Origin of the sequence: Campylobacter sp. BCW_6460, from assembly GCF_001762705.1 — a bacterium.
Taxonomy (GTDB): domain Bacteria; phylum Campylobacterota; class Campylobacteria; order Campylobacterales; family Campylobacteraceae; genus Campylobacter_D; species Campylobacter_D jejuni.
In genome coordinates, this window is the sequence record NZ_MJXI01000033.1 from 20,370 (window position 1) to 41,538 (window position 21,169).

A 21,169-nucleotide genomic window follows, 5' to 3' on the forward strand; every position below is an offset into this window, starting at 1 on the left:
CTTAAAAATATTGAAATGGATTTTTTGAAACTGTTATTATAACTTGTAGCGGCAAATTTTTCAAGTCTTTTGCTAAACATTGAGAAAAATATCTCTCACTTTCAAAATGACCCAAATCAATAAGACTGATTTGATTACTAAGCGCCTCTAAAGCTTGATGATATTTAAAATCTCCACTTAAAAAACAATCCGCATCTACTTTAGAAATTAAATCTCCACCACTTCCAGTACATATAGCAATACGCTTAATGTCTTTTTTACCACAATCGCTTACACGTAAAATTTGTAAATTTAACCTTTTTTTCACCCGGTCACACAAAGCTTCAAAAGACATAAAATTTTCTACATAAATCAAAAATTCGTCTTTAAAAGAAATTTTAAAACCTAAAATTTCTTTCGTAAAATAAGTATTTAAATGACTTAAATCATAATTTGTATGCATACTGATTAAAGAAATATTTTTACAAATCATTTCTTTAACAAAAGCCCTAGGATAAGTTTTGTCATATAAATCTTTTAAACCTTTAAATATCAAAGGATGGTGTGTGATAATTAAAGAATTTTCACTCGCTTTTTTAATGATATTTTCATCAATATCTAAGCTTAAATAAACAGTTGAAATTTCGCTATCCTTATCTCCAAGCAAAATTCCACTATTATCCCATGATTCTTGAGTATTAAAAGGACTTAATTGATCTAAAAAATTATAAATTTCACTCAGTTTCATTTAAATTTTTCTTATAAACTTCAGCACAATTTTTTGAAAGCTCACGAATTTTTAACATATAATCTTGTCTTTGTGCTACAGAAATTGCTCCTCTTGCATCTAAAAGATTAAAAGTATGTGCAGCAAGCATACAATAATCATAAGCAGGTAAAGCTAGTCCTTGTTCTAAAATATTTTTACATTCTTTGTAAGAATTTTCAAACTGCTCATTCAAGATTTTAACATCACTTACTTCAAAATTGTATTTACTAAATTCATATTCACTTTGCTTATGCACATCTGAATATTTAATTTTTTCTCCATTAAATTCACTCCAAACTATATCATAAACATTATCAACATTTTGAAGATACATGGCTATTCTTTCAAGACCATAGGTAATTTCAGCACTTACTAAATCTACTGCTATACCGCCAACTTGCTGAAAATAAGTAAATTGAGTAACTTCCATACCATCAAGCCATACTTCCCAGCCTAAACCCCAAGCACCTAAACTTGGACTCTCCCAATTATCTTCAACAAAACGAATATCATGACTTTTTAAATCAAAACCCAAATTTTCAAGACTTTTAAGATATAATTCTTGGATATTATCAGGACTAGGTTTAATCAAAACTTGAAATTGATAATAAGCACCTAAGCGATTAGGATTTTCACCATAACGTCCATCAGTAGGCCTTCTACTTGGAGCTACATAAGCAGCTGCCCAAGGTTTTTTTCCTAAACTTCTTAAAAAAGTTGCTGGATGAAAGGTTCCTGCACCTGCTGGCATATCATAAGGTTGCATAATCGCACAACCTTGCTCTTGCCAATAATTTTGTAAATTAAGTATCATTTGCGAAAAAGTCATTGCATCTCTCTTTATTGTTCCATATTTTCAATAGGTTTTTCTAAATTTTTATTCATTTCCAAATCAGGCTCTGTCTTAGCTCCAAAAATTTCTGCAGTTTTACTCCACATTAATTTATATTTACGCTTGAGAAATTCTATCTCTTCACGCGCATGTTTTAACTCATTGTTTAAGGTTTCTATAGTTTTTCTATCTTCATCATAAAGTTCTTGCATAGAATAAAGAGCATCTTTTAAAAATTTATTCTCATTTTTTAATGCTTCAAGTGTTTCATCTTTAGCATCTAAAACTTTTTCATGTAAATTTAAAATAGTTCCTATTGTTTTTTCAACAAAACTTTCCCCTGCTAAAGTCATTGAATTTACCATTGCAGGTTGAGATTTTGCAGCACTAGGCACCACACTAAAAGTACCTTGATGAGCTTCGATGTAAATTTTACCCTCTTCTTCTTTAAAATTTAAAGCCCCATTAGCCATCATACCTTTAACCACATCTTCATTTAAATGCACAAGTTTACAAAATTCTTCAAGTTCAAGATAGGTTTGCATTTTTATCCCTTATAATAAAACTTCTACCTCTTTTGAATCAGATACAAGTTTTTTTTCTTTTTCAAGACGATCTTCTTTAAGTTTTTGTGCTAAATCAACATCATAAATAGCTAAAATTTGCATAGCCAAATAAGCAGCATTGATTGCTCCAGCCTTACCAATAGCTAAAGTTCCTACAGGAATTCCACTAGGCATTTGCACCGTAGAAAACAAAGAATCCATACTTGCAAGATTACTTCCTGGCATAGGCACTCCTAAAACAGGTTTTGTGGTATAAGCTGCAACAGCTCCAGCCAAATGCGCTGCCATTCCAGCTGCTGCTATAAAAACTTTCGCACCTTTTTCTTCAGCATTTGCAATATACTCTTTTGTTCTTTTTGGGCTACGATGAGCTGATGAGATAATAAGTTCATACTTTACCCCAAAACTTTCTAAAGTTTTAGCAGCCTCTTTCATAGTCTCATAATCACTCTTGCTTCCCATTAAAATAGAAACAAAATTCATCTATATTTCCTTTCTTAAAAAACTTAATACACTGATTTTACTTGGTAATTGAATTTCATGTTCATTACCGCTATGAATTTCACTAAATTCTTTATTGTTTTTAGCAATGAGTTTTTTAAACTCTATAAAATATTTATCCTCTTTTTGATAAATTTTACCTAGTTCATTGTCACAAGTTTGAATCACATCGCCTAAAGGAGCTAAAATTTCATAAGGCGTGTTTAAAACGATTTTTCCTTTGCATTTAAAAAAGCTTCCATCTTCGCTTATAGCATGCACTTGATGAGAGCCTTCTTCTATGCTTGTATTATGATTTTGTGTGTCGGTTTTTTCTAAAGGACGCGAAACAAGATAGCCATCTGTAAAACCACGATTCTTAAGCGTAGCAATCTCTTTTTCATACTTGTTTGACTCAAACTTACCCTCTAAAACATCCTGTATAGCCATTTTATAAGTTCTTGTTGTAAGCGCAACATAATATTCGCTTTTGGTGCGTCCTTCTATCTTAAAAGCACTGATACAATTTTCTTGCATGATTTTTTCTATATAAGAACAAAGATTTAAATCTTTGGAATTAAAAACATGAGTACCATTTTCATCTTCTTCTAAACGAAATAAAGTACCATTTTCTGGATTTTTAGCATAAAGCTCATAATTAAATCTGCAATCATTTGCACAAGATCCACGATTACTCATTCTTCCACTTTGTACAGAGCTTATTAAACAACGCCCAGAATAAGCAAAACACATAGAACCATGCACAAAGGCTTCAAGTTCAATATCGCAATTTTCTTTTAAAGCTTTAGCATCTTTAAGCCCTAATTCTCTCGCAATTACAACCCTTTTAGCGCCCATATCCTTATAAACTTGAGCATCTAAATAATTTAAAATATTCGCCTGAGTAGAAACATGTAAAGAAATTTCAGGTGCAAGCTCTTTAACAAGACGCATAGTTCCAACAGAAGCTACAATAAAAGCATCGGGTTTCATCTCACGTAATTTTAATATATGTCTTTTTAAGCCTTCAATTTGAGAGCTTAAATGAAAACCATTTAAAGTAACATAAATTTTCTTACCACGCTCATGAGTATATTTGATAGCTTCTTCAAAACTTTCATAATTAAATTCTCTTGCAGTGCGCGATCTTAAAGAAAAATTATTCACACCCGCATAAACCGCATCTGCGCCATAAGCTAAAGCAATTTTTAATTTTGTGAAATTTCCTGCAGGAGCTACTATTTCAGGAATGATCATTTTTGCCCTAAACTTGCAATTAAAGCTTCTATATCATCATTACTTACAACATCAGCAGTACTATCACCTTCAATATGCACTGCAGAACTTACACGTTTTTTATCATCAATTTTACCTTCAAATAAAGAACTCATATAACGGCTTAAAGCACGCATTACATTAATAACACGTTCGATTTTTTGACGATGTATATCTTGATACTGCATTGCATCCATTGCCATCATCACTTCATCTTGTCCGCTTTGAAGATTTCCGACAATCTCCTTAGAACTTTTTTTAGCTTGATTGTTTAATTCTAAAGCTTCACTGAAACTTTCCACATTAGGAAATTTTTCATTAAGTTTAGAAAAAATATCAATATTTTTTTCTATTGCTTTATTTATTTCTTTGAGTAAACTTTCAGAATCCGCAAAAAAATTATTAATACTTTCAAGCTTATCCATCATTTCCGTTGCTTTAAGCTCGCTATCTTTTGTAACATCATCTAACTGATGTACAACTTTATGCTCCTGATTTGGTGGGGGTGGTGGCCATACTACACTAGGATTAGGTTTGTAATCAGCTATTTTGACATCTTCTAACATCAAAGCATCTTCTTCGGTATTCGATTCTTCGGTTTTTATCTCTGCTTCTGTCTCTGAATCAAGATCAACATCACCATTCATCAAAGCATCAAGCTCTTCTTGAGTCATTTTTTTCCCTTTTTTAAATCTAGATTTTCAATAATTGCTCAAAATTATAATCAATTTTATCTAAAACAAAAATATAAATTTTTATTTTTTAATCTTTTTAAATTAAATTTTTAAATTTATTAAAAAAAATATATTAATTAAATCTTAATTAAAAATTTTATGATATAATTTTATAAATTTAATTACGTAAAGGAGTAAAAATATGGGAAAATTTGTTAATAATATAGATGATTTTTTCAAATTTTGCAAACAAAATGAAGTGCTTTTTGTTGATTTTCGTTTTACAGATATGATAGGAACTTGGCATCATATTACCTATAATCTTCATGCAATCAATGAAGAAACATTTCAAACTGGCATTCCATTTGATGGAAGCTCAATCCATGGATGGCAGCCTATAGAAAAATCAGATATGATTTTAAAACCTGATGCTCAAAGTGCTTTTTTAGATCCTTTTACAGCTGATCCTACTATCATAGTATTTTGTGATGTGTATGATATTTACAAAGGACAAATGTATGAAAAATGTCCAAGAAGCATAGCAAAAAAAGCAATGGAACACCTTAAAAATAGTGGCATAGCTGATACTGCTTACTTTGGACCAGAAAATGAATTCTTTGTTTTTGATAGTGTAAAAATAGTTGATACTACTCATTGTTCTAAGTATGAAGTTGATACCGAAGAAGGAGAGTGGAATGATGATAGAGAATTTACCGATAGCTACAATACTGGACACAGGCCAAGAAACAAAGGTGGATATTTTCCAGTTCAGCCAATTGATTCTTTAGTAGATATTCGTTCTGAAATGGTTCAAACCCTTGAAAAAGTAGGTCTTAAAACTTTTGTTCATCATCATGAAGTTGCACAAGGACAAGCTGAAATAGGAGTAAATTTTGACACGCTTGTAGAAGCAGCTGACAATGTTCAAATTTATAAATATGTTGTAAAAATGGTAGCTCATTTAAATGGCAAAACTGCCACTTTTATGCCAAAACCTTTATACGGAGATAATGGCAATGGTATGCATGTTCATATGAGCTTATGGAAAGATGGGGTAAATTTATTTTACGATAAAGATGGATACAGTGGACTTAGTCAAACTGCTATAAATTATATAGGTGGAATTTTAAAAAATGCTAGAAGTGTCGCAGCTTTTACAAATCCAAGTTCCAACTCTTACAAAAGAATAGTTCCTGGCTTTGAAGCTCCTTGTATTTTAACTTATTCTTGTCAAAACAGATCAGCAAGTTGTCGCGTTCCTTATGGCATAGGTAAAAATTCAGCTCGTATAGAAATTCGCTTCCCTGATAGTACTGCTAATCCTTATTTAGCTTTTGTTAGTCTTTTAATGGCAGGGCTTGATGGAATCAAAAATAAAACCATTCCTGTAGGTCCTATGGATGAAAATTTATTTGATCTTACTTTGGATGAAATACGTGAAAAAGGGATAGAGCAATTACCACATACTCTAAGAGGAAGTTTAGAAGCTTTAATCCGACATAATTCTTATTTAAAACCTGTAATGAGCGATATTTTTATCGATGACTATCAGCATTTAAAATTTGAAACACAAGTTTGGCCAGTAGAAGCTCGTCCAACTGCTTATGAATTTAAAACTTGCTACTCTTGCTAAAAATTTAATGGCGTTTAACACGCCATTAAACTAAAAAAGAATTAAAAATATTTATTTTATATCAACTATCGCTTAAGTTGATTTACAATTCCTAGCATATCATCACTTGTTGTAATTGCCTTAGAACCCGCTTCATAAGCCCTTTGTCCTGTGATAAGATCTGTCATTTCTTCAACAAGCTGAACATTACTAAGTTCTATAAATCCATGTCTTATTGTTCCAAGTCCATCTTGTCCTGCTATACCCGCAACAGGTGCACCACTTGCTCCTGTTTCAAGATAAAGATTATCACCCATAGAATGAAGACCCGCTGGATTTATAAACTGAACTAGCTCCACTTGGCCAATTTGAGTTTCTTGTTGCTCCCCTGGTAGCATTACAGAAACGGTTCCATCTGTAGCAACATTAATTGCTGTTGCGCCTTCAGGTATTGTCATTTCAGGTAAAAGTCTATAACCATCTGAATTTACAATATTGCCTTCATTATCTTTTGTAAATTGCCCATTTCTAGTATATCCTATAGTGCCATCAGGAAGTTGTATTTGAAAAAACCCATTACCTGCAATAGCCATATCAAGACCATCAGTACTTGTTGATTTTAAATTTCCTTCAGTAAAAACTTTAGTTACCGCTGTTGGACGCACACCCACACCCACTTCTATACCCGAAGGAGAAAGAGTAGTAGCTGAAGTTGAAGTTCCTGCATACTTCATAACTTGATACATAAGATCAGCAAATTCTGCGCGACTTTTCTTAAAACCTGCTGTATTAACATTGGCGATGTTATTTGAAGTAACATCAATTTGTGTTTGCTGCGCTACCATTCCCGTAGCAGCAGTATGAAGTGATCTCATCATTTTTAATCCTTTTTTTATTTTATTTTAAATTATTTAACAGCTGCAAGCTTATTGATAGCTTCTTGATTTAAGTCATCCATATGAGCTGTCATAACTTTTTGATACATTTCTACCATTCTGTTTGCTTCAATCAGTCCTACCATTTCAGTAACTGGATTAACATTTGATCCCTGAGAAAAACCTTGGCGAATAGCATTGGAGTTTTCCAAATCTCTAATGCGGGTTAGATCATCTATTTTATAGACATTATCCCCATCTTTTTGCAAAGCTCTTATATCATCTACTTGTGCTACAAATAATCTTGCATTTTGAGCTCCATCAACCTCAATGCTTCCGTTTTTATCAACGCTAATTTGAACAGCACCATTAGGAATGCGTATGCCAGCATTCTGAGGATTATTAAAATAATCACTACTTAATACCTTGTATCCTTGCTTATTTACCAAATAACCCTCATCATCAAGTTGAAAATTTCCATCTTTAGTTAATCTTACTTCTCCATCTTTGGTTTGAACCAAATAAAAAGCATCTTCTCTAGTCATTGCCAAATCCAAAGGATTGTTTGTGGCCTTTAAAGAACCTAGGCTAAAATCCGTATATTCTTGAGAAACTTGCGGGATTCCATCTATTGTAGTATTTACAAAACGAGATGCATCTCTTGTGTGATTTTCTATAGGCAACTCATCCTGAGTTTCTTTAAAAATCCTTTTAAAATCTGCAATAACCACATCATCTCTTTTGTATCCACTTGTATTAATATTGGCAAGATTATTAGTAATCACATCAAGTTTATTAAACTGAGTTACCATTCCACCAGTTGCTTGATAATATCCATTTTGCATATTTTCACCTATAAAATTAAGATTTTATAGCTATAAAAGCAAAGAGTGTTCCAACTTTTAAAAACAAAGAAAAATAAATATTTGAAAGATTATTAGGAGAGAATTTTAAACTATAAAAAGCAAGATTTGACTCAATCTTGCTTTAAAAATCAATTTTAATCCATTTGACGACGCAAGAAAGTCGGTGTTTCAATTTGCGCCATTATCTCTTCATCGTAACCACCGCTTACCTTTTTAAGACTTAAATAAGGATTTTTCTTAGAAGCTTGAGCTTCTTCGGTAGATTTTTTAGCTACTGCATCTTTGTCTTCAAACCCTGTCGCAATAATAGTCACTTCAACTCTATCTTCCATGCTATCATCTGTGGTAGAACCAAAAATAATCTTAGCATTTTCATCAACAATTTCTTGTATGCTATTTGCTGCTGCTGAAATTTCAAACAAAGAGCAATTAGAACTTGTTTTAAAATGTAAAATAACTCCCTTGGCACCTTTAATATCCATTCCATCAAGCAAAGGAGATTCTATAGCGTTTGAAAGAGCCTCTTCTATAGCATTTTCACCACTAGCACTACCAACACCCATAAGTGCGAGTCCGCGATGACTCATGATGGTTCTTACATCCGCAAAGTCAACATTAATATCTCCATTATCAAGCAAGATAGACACCATACCTTTTACAGCACGAGCTAAAATATCATCAACCAATCTAAAAGCATCTTTAATGCCTGCTTTTTTATCAATAATGCTCAATAATTTTTCATTTTGAATTACAAGAATAGAATCACTTTCTTTTTTAAGCTCAAGGAGACCGCTTTCAGCAAGTTTTTTTCTTTGTTTTCCTTCGAATGCAAAAGGCATAGTTACAACAGAAACAGTTAAAGCTCCAATCTCTTTAGCTGCTTGTGCAATAACTGGAGTGGCACCCGTTCCAGTACCTCCACCAAAACCTGAAGCAATAAATACAATATCACTTTGACTAAGACTTGCTTTTATTTCTTCAAAACTTTCTCTAGCACTTTCTGCACCTACTTCAGGAAGCATACCAGCGCCTAAACCTTTAGTTTTTTTCTCGCCAAGTTGAATTTTAGTTTTTGCTAATGAAATTGAAATAGCTTGTGCATCAGTATTTGCTGCAATTAAATCAAGATCATTTAATCCCATTTTAACCATATGGTTGATCATATTACCGCCACCGCCACCGCAACCTATAACCTTAATTTTTGCACCTTTATTATGTTGCATTTCTTCTACTAAAAATTCACTCATAAAAATTTCTCCTTGTTAAAATTGATTCATAATTTTATGCCAGATATTTGAAAAAACGCTAGGTTTTTTTTCTTTTGGCTCTTTAAAATCTAATTGTTCTTGTATTGCAATTGTATCATTTTCTTGCAAATTTTCATCAAAAAAATCAGATTTTATTTCACTTTCTGCATCTTTTTGCAAAACAATATCTTGTTTAATTTGACGATTAAAATTTTCAATTTCCCCTTTATATCTTAATTTTTCATTAGAATCAAGTTCATAAGGCGTAAAATACCCCGCTCCATATAAACAAAGTCCTATAGCACAAGTATTTTCAGGATCATTAAAAATTTCACTAAAACCAGTAATCAAATCTTTTCTTGCAGTAGCCAGTCTAACTGAGCGATTATCAAATGTTGCAGGAGCAAGCTCATCAATACCTGCTAACTTAGTCATTCCACCTGTTAAAACAACTCCACCGCCTGTAGCATTGGCATAACGATTATCACTTAAGATTTTTGCCAAAATCATCAAAGTTTCTTCCGCTCTTGCATAAATTACGTTTGAAATAATATCCAAAGAAACTTCATTAACCTTTCTTTCATCGCCCATTGAAGGAATTTGTATAAGGGTGTTAGGCTGTTGCGAAAGAGCTGCATAATTAAGCTTGATTTTTTCTGCTTCTTTTAAAGGTGTATGCAATGCCATTGATAAATCTTGGGTGATATTAATCGAGCCAATTTGCAAACAATCATTGTATCTAATTGAATTTCCAGTATGAACAACCATATCACAAATCGCTCCACCCATATCAATCAAAACAGCGCCTAATTCCTTTTCGCTATCATCTAAACAAGCTATAGCTGAAGCATATCCTGAAAGAACTATATTATCCACTCTTAAATCAGCTAATTCAACCGCTTTCTTAAGATTTTTAATATGAGATTCTTGTGAAATCACTATATGGGTTGAAACTTCTAAACGATTGCCACTCATTCCCAAAGGATCATCAACATGTTCAAGATCATTAACCTTAAAATTATAAGGCAAAACATGGATAATTTCATAACCACTTGGTAGATTGGCAGTATGCTTAGCTGTACTTACAGCACGATGGATTTCTTTAATGCCTATTTCATGATTTGGAATATTAACAACACCTACACTATCAACGCTTTTAGTATAAGCACCTGATATAGACACCACAACCTTATCATAATGAACTCCGCTCATCATCTCAGCACTTCTAACAGCTTCTTCAATAGATTTAGAAGCAAGCTCTATATTGGTAATGGCACCTTTTTTAACCCCGTTGGTTTTTGACTTGGAAAAACCAATAATTTTTAATCCATCTTCATCTTTTTGAGCAATAATGGCACAAGTCTGGGTTGAGCCTAAGTCAATTCCTAATATATTCAAAATCAATTCCCTTTATAATAAATTTTTATTGGATATATCTTTTTAAGTTCATCAACAAGTTCTTGCTTAAGCTCATTTGCTTTTAAATTTTGCAAATTTTGCTCAAGCATAGTTTTGTATTGTTTAAATTTATCGGAGTTCATATCTAATTTTTGTTTATTTATTTTATATAATATTGCTTTATTGTCGTTAATGACCACATAAGAACTATTTTGATCAGCATTAAATACATTCATTAAAAAATAAGCAAATTCAGAATCATTTAATATCTTATCACTAAGCTTTACACTCTCGCGAGAACTATCTCGACTTACAAAGCCTATATCATCGCCTTTAAAATTTACTAAACTATTTTTGGCTTTTTCTTCTAAATTTTTTCTAGCTTGTTCACTTAAATACATAGGTAAAACTTCTTCTCTAGCTTCTTCAAAAGTTTTATTTCTTATAGGATCTACTTTATTTAGTTTAACTATGATATATCCGTTATTATAAGGTGCTGGTCGTAAAACATCTCCATTTTTAGCTTTATTCAAAAGATCAATTGGATAATAAACATCAGATTCACTAATATTTTGATCTTTTTGAAAATTATCTTTCCCATTTTTTAAATCTAAAAATTTAGCATTAGCCACATTCTTTAGTTGCATTAAGGCGTAATCTTTAGCAACTTCATTTTTAGCAGACTGAAAATCCATCACTTTACCTGCAAAATCTTTATATTTTAGTTTATTTTCATCTTGATTGTAAAATTTTTCTAATTCTTTGTCGTCAATTTTCTCATTGCTAACTGGCAAAAAATAAGTTGAAATTTCATATATTTTTTTAGTTTTATAATCTTCTTTATGTTCATTCCAAAGCTTTTTTAAATCCTCTTCATTAATCTTAATATTTTTTTTGTCATAATCAATTTTTGCAATACTTAAAGCATCTTGCATAAAATAACTAGAAGCTAACATTTTTAATTCCTCATCTTTGCTAGGAATATTAAAAATTTGATTAAGTTTATCAGTAATTACTTCATTTGCAAGTTGTGTTTCATAATCTTTTGGAGTTAAATTATTGGCATTTAAAAGTTCATAATAAATTGTTTTGTTAAAATCCCCTGTAGGATCTTGAAATTCTCTAGTATTTGCAAGTTTTTGTAAAATTTCATTCTCGTTTACGCCAATACCCAAATCTTTAGCAAAATTTAACAAAAGCTTATCTTCAACAAGGGAGCTTAAGGCTATATTTTTAATGCCTAGTTGCTCAGCATTTTCTGGAGTTAAAGCACCATTGCTAATTTGATTATAATAACTTAAAATCTGTCTATATCTAGTATCAAATTCGCTAAAACCTATCTTTTCATTTCCTACAGTTGCAACACTCGAACTTCTATTGAGATTAAAATCATAAGCACCCCAACCTAAAAAGCCGGCGCCAACAAAAGCTATAGTACTAACCCATATAGTAACAACGAGATATTTTTTGTGATGTTGCATCCAAGTAAGCATATCATTCCTTGATTAAATTTAAACTAGATATTGTATCGTAGAAGTGTTTAAGTAGAGTTTAATTATAAAATTTTTACCAAAAAATATTTGTTCTTTAAATTTTATGATTTTTACAATGAAATTTAGTTATAATTATAGTTTATAAAAATTTATTAGGATTGATTTTGGAAATTCCTCATATCCCAGTTTTACTTAATGAAGTTCAAGAGATTTTTAAAAATCTTAAAACAGGTTATTTTTTAGACTGCACTTTAGGATTTGGCGGACACAGTGAAGCTTTGCTTAAAAATCATCCTGATCTTGAAATCATTGCTTGCGATCAAGATCAACAAGCTTTAGAATTTTCTAAAAAACGTCTTAAAGATTTTCACAATAGGATAACTTTTATACAAAGTAATTTTAGTGAAGTTTTAGAAAAAATTTCACATAAAGAAGAATTAAGAGGTATTTTAGCAGACATTGGAGTTTCTTCATTTCAACTTGATAGTAACGAAAGAGGTTTTAGTGTAAATTCTGACTTTTTGGATATGAGAATGAATCAAAACTCCAAAATATCGGCTTATGAGGTTGTTAATACTTATGCAAAAGAGCAATTAACTTCCATTTTTAAAGATTATGGAGAATTGCACGATGCACATTTTATTGCTGAAAAAATTTGCCTAGAAAGAAGTAAAAATCCAATCAAAAGCGCCAAAGAACTTTATCAAATCATAGGAAAAGGCAAGCAAAATCATAGAAAAATTTCCAAAGCTACTTTAGCATTTCAAGCCATTAGAATAGAAGTAAATCAAGAACTTAAAGTGCTTAAAGATTTTCTTGAGCATTTAGAAAATTTAAAACCAAAAAATTGCATTTTAGCAATCATTAGTTTTCATTCTTTAGAAGATAGAATAGTAAAAAATTTTTTCAAAAAATGGTCAAAAAACTGCATTTGTCATGAAAAAATAATGCGTTGCGAATGTGGAAATAACCATAGCCTAGGGCAAATAATAACCAAAAAAGCCATAAGCGCAAGCAAGGAAGAACTTTTAAAAAATTCTCGCTCTAGTTGCGCTAAAATGCGGGCTTTTTATTTTAATAATTTGGATAATAAATAATGCTAGAAGATGATTTTATAAAAGAACGCCAAAACATACGCCAAAAAATGCTGAAATTTTCTCGTGCTATAAATCAAGGCAAACCGCTTGATGATGATTTAAGAGATGAAATTTCTAGCGATGACATTTTAAGACGTCGTTTTAAAAAAAAGACTCCTAATAAATTCTTAGAAGAACTCGATGAAGAGTATGAGTCAAAACATACTAAAAAATCAAATATATATTTAAAAGAAGATCTGATCAATGTTAAATTAGAAGAAAAGCAATCTCTTGCTAAAAAAATTTTTTCCAAAATGAAAGAAAGAAAAAAAGAAGAAAATAAAAAAACTAAAAAGATTTTTTCGTTTGGAAGAAAAAAAATAAACGAGATAAAAAATATTCAAACCAAACCAAAAATTCAAACAAAAAATGATCAAAACCCTATCCAAGATAAAAAAGAAAAAAAAGAATCTATAAAACCTATAGAAAAAATTCAAAAAACTGAACCTAAGATACAAAATTCTCAAACTATAGAAAAACAACCCGATATTAAACAAAGTTTGGAAAATTTACAAAAAAAAATAACACCACAAGAAAATAAACAAGAACTTCCAAAACCATCTAATCAAGCTCAAGAAAAACAACAAAATGATGAAGATGCTCAAAAGGCAAAAAATGTTTTACTAGAAGGCTTCTCTAATGCCACCAAAGAAGATAGAAACCTAAATTTCAATCATCTTCTTTTTGCGGCTTTACTTGTTAGTTTTGCGTTATTTTTATTTGCTCCACAAATTTATATTAGAAATCAAATTTATTATCTTAGTAGAGAAATTGCTACATTAAGAACAGAAGAAAGCGTTTTAAACGAAGAAAATAAAGATTTAAAAAGAAGACTTGAAAATATGCGATTCCAAAATCAAATTTTAGATTATTTAGAATGAATAATCTTATCTAAAACATACTGCTCTAAATTTGCTTTTGGAATTTCTTCTTTTAAGGCTTCCTTATAAATTTCACCTGCCATTATAGAGTATTTTTCATAAGCAAAATAAGGGAAATGCAAAGCCCAGGCTTTTTGTATTATTTTTTTTGAGATTATTTTGCGAGTATAAACTTTAAAAATATCATATCCTATAAATACACAAGCAGTAACCATAACAGCACTCACTATGCTTATATGAAAGTCAAGTTTTGTTAAAAAATAATGAGTAATTAAAAGCAATGGTAACAAAACCACAGCACAAAAAACACCAAAATAAATATAAGAATTTAGAATTTTGAAATTAAAATTTAGCTTAGAAGGATCTACAAGCATACCGTCATTAAAAAGTGCATTTGCTTCTAATAAATCCTTCACTAAAACAGGTTGTTCTGATACTTTAAATAAAAAACGAAGGCTAAATTCTTTAAATTTTTTCATAATCCATGCTTTATTTTTTAATTAAAATTTTATCTAAAGAAAATTAATTTTTACTAAATATAAACCTCTTTCAATTGCTTATTAATTCTTCTGTGATTCTAGCGATTTCTAATTCTTCATCTGTAGGAATAACAAGCACTTTAACTTTAGAATTGGCATGATTTATCATTCTTTCGCCCAAAATCCTTTGTTTGTTAAGTTCAAAATCTAACTCGATACCAAGATGAGCTAATCTCTCACATACTTTTTGTCGAACCAAACTATCATTTTCTCCTATACCACCTGTAAAAATAATAGCATCGGTTTTTGGCAACACGGCAAAGTAGGCTCCCATGTATTTTACAAGACGATAGCAAAACATATCAAGAGCCAAACGTGCTTTATCGTTACCTTGTTCTATCTCTCTTTCTATATCTCTAAAATCATTATAACCACAAATTCCATATACTCCACTTTTTTTATTCATCAGCGTATCTATTTCTTCTATAGTTAAACTTTTAATATGGCTTATAAAAGGTAAAATAGCAGGATCTATATCCCCACAACGCGTTCCCATAATAAGTCCTTCAAGCGGAGTAAATCCCATAGAAGTATCCACACTCTTACCTTTTTCTATAGCACATACACTTGCACCATTTCCAAGATGAGCAGAGATAATATTTAATTCATCTTGATCTTTTTGAAGAAATTTTGCCGCTCTAGAACTAACATAAGCATGGGAAGTCCCATGAAAACCATATCTTCTAATATTATGCTTATCATAAAAATCATAAGGCAAAGCATACATATAAGCAAAATCAGGCATAGTACGATGAAAAGCTGTATCAAAAATAGCCACATTTGCAACACTAGGTGCAGCTTTAATCATTGTTTTTATACCTGCTAAATGCGCAGGATTATGCAAAGGAGCAAAAATACTAACCCTATCTATCTCTTTAAGAACATAGTCATCTACTAAACAATGCTCACTTAAATTTCTTCCCCCATGAACTATACGATGACCACAGCCATCAAGAGCATTTAAATCCGCTAAAATTCCTGATTCTTTAAAAAGCTCATTGACTATACTAAGCCCTTCTTCGTGATTATTTATCGTTAATTCTCTTTCAAAACTTTCATTATTTAAAACATTTTTTAATATAACTTTTGAATTTTGCTCTCCGATTTTCTCTACTAAACCACTCGCTTTAACGATTTTATTATCAAAAAATTTAAATTTAATCGATGAAGAACCTGAATTTAAAACTAAAATTTTCATTTATTATTCCTTTCTATTGAGCTTGTATAGCACTTAAAATAACAGTATCTACAATATCATCCACCAAACATCCGCGACTTAAATCATTAACAGGCTTTTTAAGACCTTGTAAAATAGGACCGATTGCTAAAGCATTAGCGGTTCTTTGAACTGCTTTATAACAAATATTTGCTGCATTAAGATCAGGAAAAATATATACATTTGCATGGCCTGCTATCTTAGAATTTGGCATTTTCTTTGCTGCAGTCTTTAGGTCATAAGCACAATCAAACTGCATAGGACCATCTATATTTAACTCAGGGTATTTTTCTTTGGCAATCTTTAATGCTTCTTTTACAAGATCTACGCTTTCTCCCTTACCACTATCGCCACTAGAATAAGAAAGCAAAGCTATTTTTGGTTCAAGTCCAAAAGACTTAGCAGTCATAGCACTTACATAAGCACTAGTTGCAAGCTGTTCAGCGCTTGGACTTGGATTTACAGCACAATCCGCAAAAGCTAAAACTTGATCTTCAAGCCCCATAAAGAAAATTCCCGAAACAGAACTAATACCTTCTTTGGTTTTAATAAGCTGCAATGCAGGGCGAATCGTTTCAGCTGTAGTAGTTGATGCTCCGCTAACCATAGCATCAGCTTTTCCAGTATGTATAAGCAAAGTTCCAAAATAAGTTTTATCCTGAACTAGCATCTTAGCCTCTTCTAAACTCATTCCTTTAGATTTTCTTGCCTCGTAAAGAATGGAAGTAAATTCTTGATTATATTCTGAATTGAGCGGATTTATAATTTTTATAGTGCTTAAATCAAGACTTAATCTAGCAGCATCTTGTTTGATTTTTTCCTCATCACCCAATAAAATAAGATCAACAACTTTACTTTTTAATAAAATTTCAGCAGCTTTTAAAATTCTCTCATCATTACTTTCTGGCAAAACAACAGTTTTTTTATTTTTTACGCTTTGTTTAATCAATTCATATTTAAAACGATGCGGAGTTATAAAATCATACTCTTCAAGCTTTTGCACTTCTTCAAAATTAAATTTTTCATTAATCAAAACATAATTACGACCATCTAGGGCATGATCGAAATATTTTTGAGCTATAAGTTTATCTTCATCGTTAATAATAGCAGCGATAGGGGTATTAAGATTTTTAGCCAATTTTATACTAAGATCAAATCCATCAAGTATTCCAAATTCGCAAAAGCTATTTACAAGCACAAAATCGTATTTGCGTTTTAACTCTTCGTATTCTTCTAAAATAACATTAAAAAAATTATGAGGATCTTTACTAAATTCCTCCATTGCCTCTCTAAAGGTAAAACCATAAGCGCTTTTTACAGTTTGATTGATATTAAATTCTTCCAACCAACCTTGCAAAACAGGGACGCGATGTATGTATATTACAGGGCAATAAATTGCGATATTTTTGTAAATTTTGCTATAATTTTTAAGCAAATTTGTACTAATAATAGTATTCAACTCATCACTTCTAGATCTCATCAAATAAAGATTTGCCATCATTTTCTCCTTAAATTTATAAATGTGGAACACTCTTTGCTTTTTCTAATTTTAACAAAAGAAAAATAAAAAATTTATATTTTAAAGGACGAAAATGAAAAAAGTTTTATTTTATGTGTTACCGTTTGCATTTTTTGGTTGTTCTGCAACGGTTGATCCACAAATTTCAATGAAACCACCTGCTTATGTAGAAGAACTTGCACCAAAACAAAGTAATAATATAGAAAGTGCACCAGGATCGCTTTTTGGCAAAGGGGATAATCCTTTATTTTCAGATAAAAAAGCTATGAATGTAAATGATTTAGTTACAGTTGTTATACAAGAAAGTACCACTCAAAGCACACAAGCTAATAAAGCAACAAGTAGAACTAATACCTCAAATTTAGGCGGAGGTGCTTTAACAGGAAGTTCAGGAGTGGTAGCTAATGCTCTTAATAAAGTCAATGCTTATTCTAATATAGGCTTTCAAACCAATAGTTCAAACAACTACACAGGAACAGGCTCACAAAGCAGAAATGAAAGTTTCAAGACTACAATTTCAACGCGTGTAATTAAAATTTTATCAAATGGTAATTATTTTATCGAAGGCTCAAGAGAGCTTTTAATCAACGGAGAGAAACAAATCATACAATTAAGCGGTGTTATTCGTCCTTATGACATCGGTCAAGACAATACTATAGATAGTAAATATATAGCAGATGCTAAAATTCTTTATAAAACAGAAGGTGAAGTGGATAGAAGCACAAGAAAACCTTGGGGTAGCAAAGTTATAGAAGCGATATGGCCATTCTAAAAGCAAGGTTAAACCTTGCTTCTTGGCTTTTATTCTTTTACAGTCCTACTTTTAACCTCATCTTCAACTTCAGCTAAAAATCTATCTACAAGTTCACTTTCTTTTAATTTAGCTACAACTTCACCATGTCTTATAACAAGTCCTTGATTTTTCCCAAAGGCTATAGCCACATCAGCGCCCTTAGCTTCACCTAAAGCATTTACTACACAACCCATAACACTGATATTTAAAGGTTCTTTTATATGCTTGGTTTTTTCTTCTACGATTTTAATCGCGCTTAACAAATCACTTTGAATCCTACCGCAAGTTGGACATGAGATGATATTTACTCCGCTTTTTTGCACTCCACTATCTTGCAAAATCGCTCTTGCTACACGAATTTCCTCTTCAAGCTCACCCGTCATAGAAACACGCATAGTATCGCCTATACCTTTAAGAAGTAAATTTCCTAAAGCTATAGAACTTTTTACAGTGCTATGAAATTTAGTTCCTGCTTCAGTTACCCCTAAGTGAAAAGGATAATCACAAAGCGGTCTTAATCTCTCATAAGCTTCTATAGTTTTTTGAGCATCTGAAGTCTTCATGGAAATTTTAATATCAAAAAAGTCTAAATCCTCTAAAAGCTTGATATTATACATCGCACTTTCTAGCATAGCATCGACACCATAGCCAAATTTATTGCTAAATTGTTTTTCTATGGAGCCGTGATTTACACCGATGCGTATAGGGATACCCTGTTCTTTACATGCTTTTACCACTTCTTTGATATTTTCTTTAGAACCTATATTGCCAGGATTTATACGCACTCCATCGATAAATTCAGCACAATATACAGCCAAATTATGATTAAAATGAATATCTACAATTAAAGGCAAAGGACTTTTAGCTTTAATCTCTTTTAAAGCCCTTGCATCGGCCATATCCAAGCACGCCAAACGCACTATATTTGCTCCTGCAAAATAAAGACGATTGATTTGCTCTAAAGAACCTTCTATATCTCTTGTCTTAGTAAAAAGCATAGATTGAACTGAAATGGGTGCATCACCGCCTATTAAAACATCTCCTACTTTGATTTGTCTGGTTTTAAATCTTTTATACTCCATAACTTCACTCTTTAAAAAAATTTTAATATCAAATTTTAACTTTTTATTGCTTTAATTAAAGTTTATTTTTGATAATATATTTAAATTTCATGATATTTAAATATTTATGAATTATATATAAATTAAATACAATTAAAAGAGATTATATGCAAAATCTTTTACTCTATATAAAAAATAACCTAACTCCAACCCTAGCTCAAATTCTTTTACAAGCTTTAAAAAATTCGAATAATGAAAAATTTTTTACCTTTGTTTTGAAAAATATTGAAACAATTTGCACTTGGCTCAATTCTAGCGAATTTAAGAATAGATATTTATCAACAAAACATCCTTATCCACCTTTAATCAATCCTAATTTCATAGAAATAGATGCTAGTCAACATTGTGCAGAATTAGCCTGGGATTTAAATTTACCCCTACCTAAACACTATAAATTTATCTATATTTCTCCACATGGCGTTGGAGCAGCAGCATTTTTAAGATACCTTAATCAATGTTGCGATGTAACTTGTTTTGCCTCCTGGGTTTTACCACCTGATGCCAAAGAAAGATATTGTCTTAATTACATGTGTCTAAATGACAATACGATTACTCAATATGCTATTAATATATCAGAAATTAATCTACCTTATTTTGATAAATATCTATCTTTATTGGATTTTAACTCTAAAATTATTTGCGGAGTTCGCGATCCAATAGGAATTTTAAAGCACAACTGGGGAAGAGATTGGAGTAAAGTTTTAAGAAACTATCCCTCTGAATTTAATCTAACTTATGATTGGCGTTATTATATTGACTATCTTACTCATCAAAATCATAAAATTAAAATCGATATAAACAAACTACAACAAGGAGTTTTTATCATCTCTTATTTATTAAAATATTTTAACAAAGACAATGTATACTATCTTGATATGGAAGAAATCCGTCAATCAAAGGCCTTCGATACTATGAATTTGCTTGCTATAAATTTTAATTTTACCCCCCCCCATAAAGATAAATTAGATTTATTTAAAATTAAAGAATTTAGAGGTTATATTCGCTATCTTTTTCCTATCACACTCTATGCAAATTCTAAAGATATTAATAACACCTTTTATATTAATACTCCTAAAAATAATAAAAATTTCAATATTGATAAAACTTCTAGCATTCCCATAATTTTAGACAGAAAACATATCAATCATGAAAAAATAGACATAATACAAGAAATTATAAAAAACGACCTATGTAATGATATGGGTGTATATATTAATAAAAATGATTTTAAGCAATTAGAACAAAACAATCTTTTATTTTCAACAATTAAACATTATTTGTATGATTTTTTATATCAAATTAAAATAACCATAGATGAAACAGAATCAAAAATGATGAAAGAAAAAGATGTAATAGATTATTTTATAAAAAATAAATCACTTATTCACACTTTTTTTAATATTTTTGAAAATGATCTAAATCATTTAAAGCAAAAATTTCCCAATATAATTAACTCTTGGACATACTATAAAGAATTTGAAAAATGCGTCAAGAGTTAGATGACAATATTCAGGGAAAAGATGTAAGGGGTATTTTAAAAAGAACATGTAACTATCCCTAAATAATTTTAGCAAAACCACCAAATAATAGGATTTTAAAGCTCATAAAAATAACTTTTTATCTTTCCTAATTTAAAGTGTAAAAAATCCCAAATATCCCAAAATATCCGTTTTGTCCCAAAAAAAGTGATTAAATGCTGTTTAAAAGGCAGATAAACACGAGTTTTGATTTTAATTTTATATCCCAAAAATGTTTTTAACCCTATAAGATAGTTGCATTTTTACTTAAAGTATTCTTATGTTTTTTAACCATGTAACTATCTATAGCTTTAAGGTTTGGAGGATAGTTACATATAAAACTTAAACATTTAGTTGGTTTTTGTAAGCTTATAATAGACT

The 21,169-nt window shown here is 30.7% G+C and carries 20 protein-coding genes; 5 read left to right on the forward strand and 15 right to left on the reverse strand.

Annotation, left to right across the window (positions count from 1 at the left end; translation table 11 throughout):
- Position 1: 1 nt before the first annotated feature.
- Genes AJ881_RS05805 through AJ881_RS05830 form a run of 6 tightly spaced genes read right to left on the reverse strand, consistent with a single transcriptional unit; the run spans position 2 to position 4,575 of the window.
- Positions 2-727, reverse strand: coding sequence for a Nif3-like dinuclear metal center hexameric protein (locus AJ881_RS05805; protein ID WP_002861387.1), 726 nt, complete (start codon positions 725-727; stop codon positions 2-4).
- Positions 714-1,577 carry a glycine--tRNA ligase subunit alpha gene (gene glyQ / locus AJ881_RS05810; protein WP_070282762.1) on the reverse strand — a complete coding sequence of 288 codons (864 nt, stop codon included), beginning with the start codon at positions 1,575-1,577 and terminating at the stop codon, positions 714-716. Before glyQ ends, AJ881_RS05805 begins: the two co-directional genes overlap by 14 nt.
- An 11-nt stretch (positions 1,578-1,588) precedes the next feature.
- Positions 1,589-2,125, reverse strand: a complete 537-nt coding sequence (locus AJ881_RS05815; protein ID WP_002861385.1) for a DUF3972 domain-containing protein — start codon at positions 2,123-2,125, stop codon at positions 1,589-1,591.
- Between the two features lie 9 nt (positions 2,126-2,134).
- Complete coding sequence (gene purE, locus AJ881_RS05820) at positions 2,135-2,629, reverse strand: 5-(carboxyamino)imidazole ribonucleotide mutase (RefSeq protein WP_002866547.1); 495 nt, start codon at positions 2,627-2,629, stop codon at positions 2,135-2,137.
- Positions 2,630-3,883 (reverse strand): peptidase U32 family protein, encoded by a 1,254-nt coding sequence (locus AJ881_RS05825; RefSeq protein WP_044778944.1) that lies wholly within the window; start codon positions 3,881-3,883, stop codon positions 2,630-2,632.
- Positions 3,880-4,575, reverse strand: a complete 696-nt coding sequence (locus AJ881_RS05830; RefSeq protein WP_002861382.1) for a chemotaxis protein — start codon at positions 4,573-4,575, stop codon at positions 3,880-3,882. The genes AJ881_RS05825 and AJ881_RS05830 overlap by 4 nt, the downstream gene beginning before the upstream one ends.
- Positions 4,576-4,777: 202 nt before the next feature.
- Between AJ881_RS05830 and glnA the strand changes: the two genes are divergently transcribed.
- On the forward strand, positions 4,778-6,208 hold the full coding sequence (gene glnA, locus AJ881_RS05835) for a type I glutamate--ammonia ligase (RefSeq protein ID WP_070282760.1): 1,431 nt from the start codon (positions 4,778-4,780) through the stop codon (positions 6,206-6,208).
- Positions 6,209-6,273: 65 nt separating this feature from the next.
- On the opposite strand, the gene flgG is transcribed toward glnA, so the two are convergent.
- The 5 genes from flgG to AJ881_RS05860 form a co-directional block, all read right to left on the reverse strand.
- Complete coding sequence (flgG, locus tag AJ881_RS05840) at positions 6,274-7,065, reverse strand: flagellar basal-body rod protein FlgG (protein ID WP_002852142.1); 792 nt, start codon at positions 7,063-7,065, stop codon at positions 6,274-6,276.
- A gap of 29 nt (positions 7,066-7,094) precedes the next feature.
- Positions 7,095-7,907 (reverse strand): flagellar hook-basal body protein, encoded by an 813-nt coding sequence (locus AJ881_RS05845; RefSeq protein WP_002854829.1) that lies wholly within the window; start codon positions 7,905-7,907, stop codon positions 7,095-7,097.
- Positions 7,908-8,062: 155 nt separating this feature from the next.
- Complete coding sequence (ftsZ, locus tag AJ881_RS05850; protein WP_002871313.1) at positions 8,063-9,175, reverse strand: cell division protein FtsZ; 1,113 nt, start codon at positions 9,173-9,175, stop codon at positions 8,063-8,065.
- Between the two features lie 15 nt (positions 9,176-9,190).
- Positions 9,191-10,579, reverse strand: a complete 1,389-nt coding sequence (gene ftsA / locus AJ881_RS05855; RefSeq protein ID WP_079728982.1) for a cell division protein FtsA — start codon at positions 10,577-10,579, stop codon at positions 9,191-9,193.
- Positions 10,576-12,066 carry a peptidylprolyl isomerase gene (locus AJ881_RS05860; protein WP_070282758.1) on the reverse strand — a complete coding sequence of 497 codons (1,491 nt, stop codon included), beginning with the start codon at positions 12,064-12,066 and terminating at the stop codon, positions 10,576-10,578. Before AJ881_RS05860 ends, ftsA begins: the two co-directional genes overlap by 4 nt.
- Positions 12,067-12,224: 158 nt before the next feature.
- Between AJ881_RS05860 and rsmH the strand changes: the two genes are divergently transcribed.
- Entirely contained in the window at positions 12,225-13,163 is a 939-nt protein-coding gene (gene rsmH / locus AJ881_RS05865; RefSeq protein WP_074487067.1) for a 16S rRNA (cytosine(1402)-N(4))-methyltransferase RsmH, read from the forward strand.
- Positions 13,163-14,083, forward strand: a complete 921-nt coding sequence (locus tag AJ881_RS05870) for a hypothetical protein (RefSeq protein WP_070282757.1) — start codon at positions 13,163-13,165, stop codon at positions 14,081-14,083. Before rsmH ends, AJ881_RS05870 begins: the two co-directional genes overlap by 1 nt.
- On the opposite strand, the gene AJ881_RS05875 is transcribed toward AJ881_RS05870, so the two are convergent.
- The 3 genes from AJ881_RS05875 to pta form a co-directional block, all read right to left on the reverse strand.
- Positions 14,071-14,562, reverse strand: coding sequence for a hypothetical protein (locus AJ881_RS05875; RefSeq protein WP_002855147.1), 492 nt, complete (start codon positions 14,560-14,562; stop codon positions 14,071-14,073). The genes AJ881_RS05870 and AJ881_RS05875 overlap by 13 nt on opposite strands.
- Positions 14,563-14,632: 70 nt before the next feature.
- Positions 14,633-15,820 (reverse strand): acetate kinase, encoded by a 1,188-nt coding sequence (locus AJ881_RS05880; RefSeq protein WP_070282755.1) that lies wholly within the window; start codon positions 15,818-15,820, stop codon positions 14,633-14,635.
- A gap of 13 nt (positions 15,821-15,833) precedes the next feature.
- The gene (gene pta / locus AJ881_RS05885; protein ID WP_083259456.1) at positions 15,834-17,339 is read right to left on the reverse strand and encodes a phosphate acetyltransferase; all 1,506 of its coding nucleotides are present in this window, start codon (positions 17,337-17,339) and stop codon (positions 15,834-15,836) included.
- 91 nt (positions 17,340-17,430) lie between these two features.
- On the opposite strand from pta, the gene flgH reads away from it, so the two are divergent.
- Positions 17,431-18,129, forward strand: coding sequence for a flagellar basal body L-ring protein FlgH (gene flgH, locus AJ881_RS05890; RefSeq protein WP_002883373.1), 699 nt, complete (start codon positions 17,431-17,433; stop codon positions 18,127-18,129).
- 29 nt (positions 18,130-18,158) lie between these two features.
- Here the strand turns inward: flgH and ispG are convergent, their stop codons facing one another.
- Complete coding sequence (ispG, locus tag AJ881_RS05895; protein WP_070276190.1) at positions 18,159-19,232, reverse strand: flavodoxin-dependent (E)-4-hydroxy-3-methylbut-2-enyl-diphosphate synthase; 1,074 nt, start codon at positions 19,230-19,232, stop codon at positions 18,159-18,161.
- Between the two features lie 146 nt (positions 19,233-19,378).
- On the opposite strand from ispG, the gene AJ881_RS05900 reads away from it, so the two are divergent.
- A complete protein-coding gene (locus tag AJ881_RS05900; protein ID WP_070282751.1) occupies positions 19,379-20,770 on the forward strand; it encodes a DUF2972 domain-containing protein in 1,392 nt (463 codons plus the stop codon).
- Positions 20,771-21,169: the final 399 nt, after the last annotated feature.

Bases quoted from the DNA above. Each gene is read 5' to 3' on its own strand.
- AJ881_RS05860 (WP_070282758.1), bottom strand. From the start codon at position 12,066: ATGCTTACTTGGATGCAACATCACAAAAAATATCTCGTTGTTACTATA.
- pta (WP_083259456.1), bottom strand. From the start codon at position 17,339: ATGATGGCAAATCTTTATTTGATGAGATCTAGAAGTGATGAGTTGAAT.
- AJ881_RS05870 (WP_070282757.1), top strand. From the start codon at position 13,163: ATGCTAGAAGATGATTTTATAAAAGAACGCCAAAACATACGCCAAAAA.
- AJ881_RS05880 (WP_070282755.1), bottom strand. From the start codon at position 15,820: ATGAAAATTTTAGTTTTAAATTCAGGTTCTTCATCGATTAAATTTAAA.
- ispG (WP_070276190.1), bottom strand. From the start codon at position 19,232: ATGGAGTATAAAAGATTTAAAACCAGACAAATCAAAGTAGGAGATGTT.
- AJ881_RS05830 (WP_002861382.1), bottom strand. From the start codon at position 4,575: ATGACTCAAGAAGAGCTTGATGCTTTGATGAATGGTGATGTTGATCTT.
- glnA (WP_070282760.1), top strand. From the start codon at position 4,778: ATGGGAAAATTTGTTAATAATATAGATGATTTTTTCAAATTTTGCAAA.
- ftsZ (WP_002871313.1), bottom strand. From the start codon at position 9,175: ATGAGTGAATTTTTAGTAGAAGAAATGCAACATAATAAAGGTGCAAAA.
- AJ881_RS05845 (WP_002854829.1), bottom strand. From the start codon at position 7,907: ATGCAAAATGGATATTATCAAGCAACTGGTGGAATGGTAACTCAGTTT.
- AJ881_RS05815 (WP_002861385.1), bottom strand. From the start codon at position 2,125: ATGCAAACCTATCTTGAACTTGAAGAATTTTGTAAACTTGTGCATTTA.
- purE (WP_002866547.1), bottom strand. From the start codon at position 2,629: ATGAATTTTGTTTCTATTTTAATGGGAAGCAAGAGTGATTATGAGACT.
- AJ881_RS05805 (WP_002861387.1), bottom strand. From the start codon at position 727: ATGAAACTGAGTGAAATTTATAATTTTTTAGATCAATTAAGTCCTTTT.
- flgH (WP_002883373.1), top strand. From the start codon at position 17,431: ATGAAAAAAGTTTTATTTTATGTGTTACCGTTTGCATTTTTTGGTTGT.
- AJ881_RS05900 (WP_070282751.1), top strand. From the start codon at position 19,379: ATGCAAAATCTTTTACTCTATATAAAAAATAACCTAACTCCAACCCTA.
- flgG (WP_002852142.1), bottom strand. From the start codon at position 7,065: ATGATGAGATCACTTCATACTGCTGCTACGGGAATGGTAGCGCAGCAA.
- AJ881_RS05875 (WP_002855147.1), bottom strand. From the start codon at position 14,562: ATGAAAAAATTTAAAGAATTTAGCCTTCGTTTTTTATTTAAAGTATCA.
- glyQ (WP_070282762.1), bottom strand. From the start codon at position 1,577: ATGACTTTTTCGCAAATGATACTTAATTTACAAAATTATTGGCAAGAG.
- AJ881_RS05825 (WP_044778944.1), bottom strand. From the start codon at position 3,883: ATGATCATTCCTGAAATAGTAGCTCCTGCAGGAAATTTCACAAAATTA.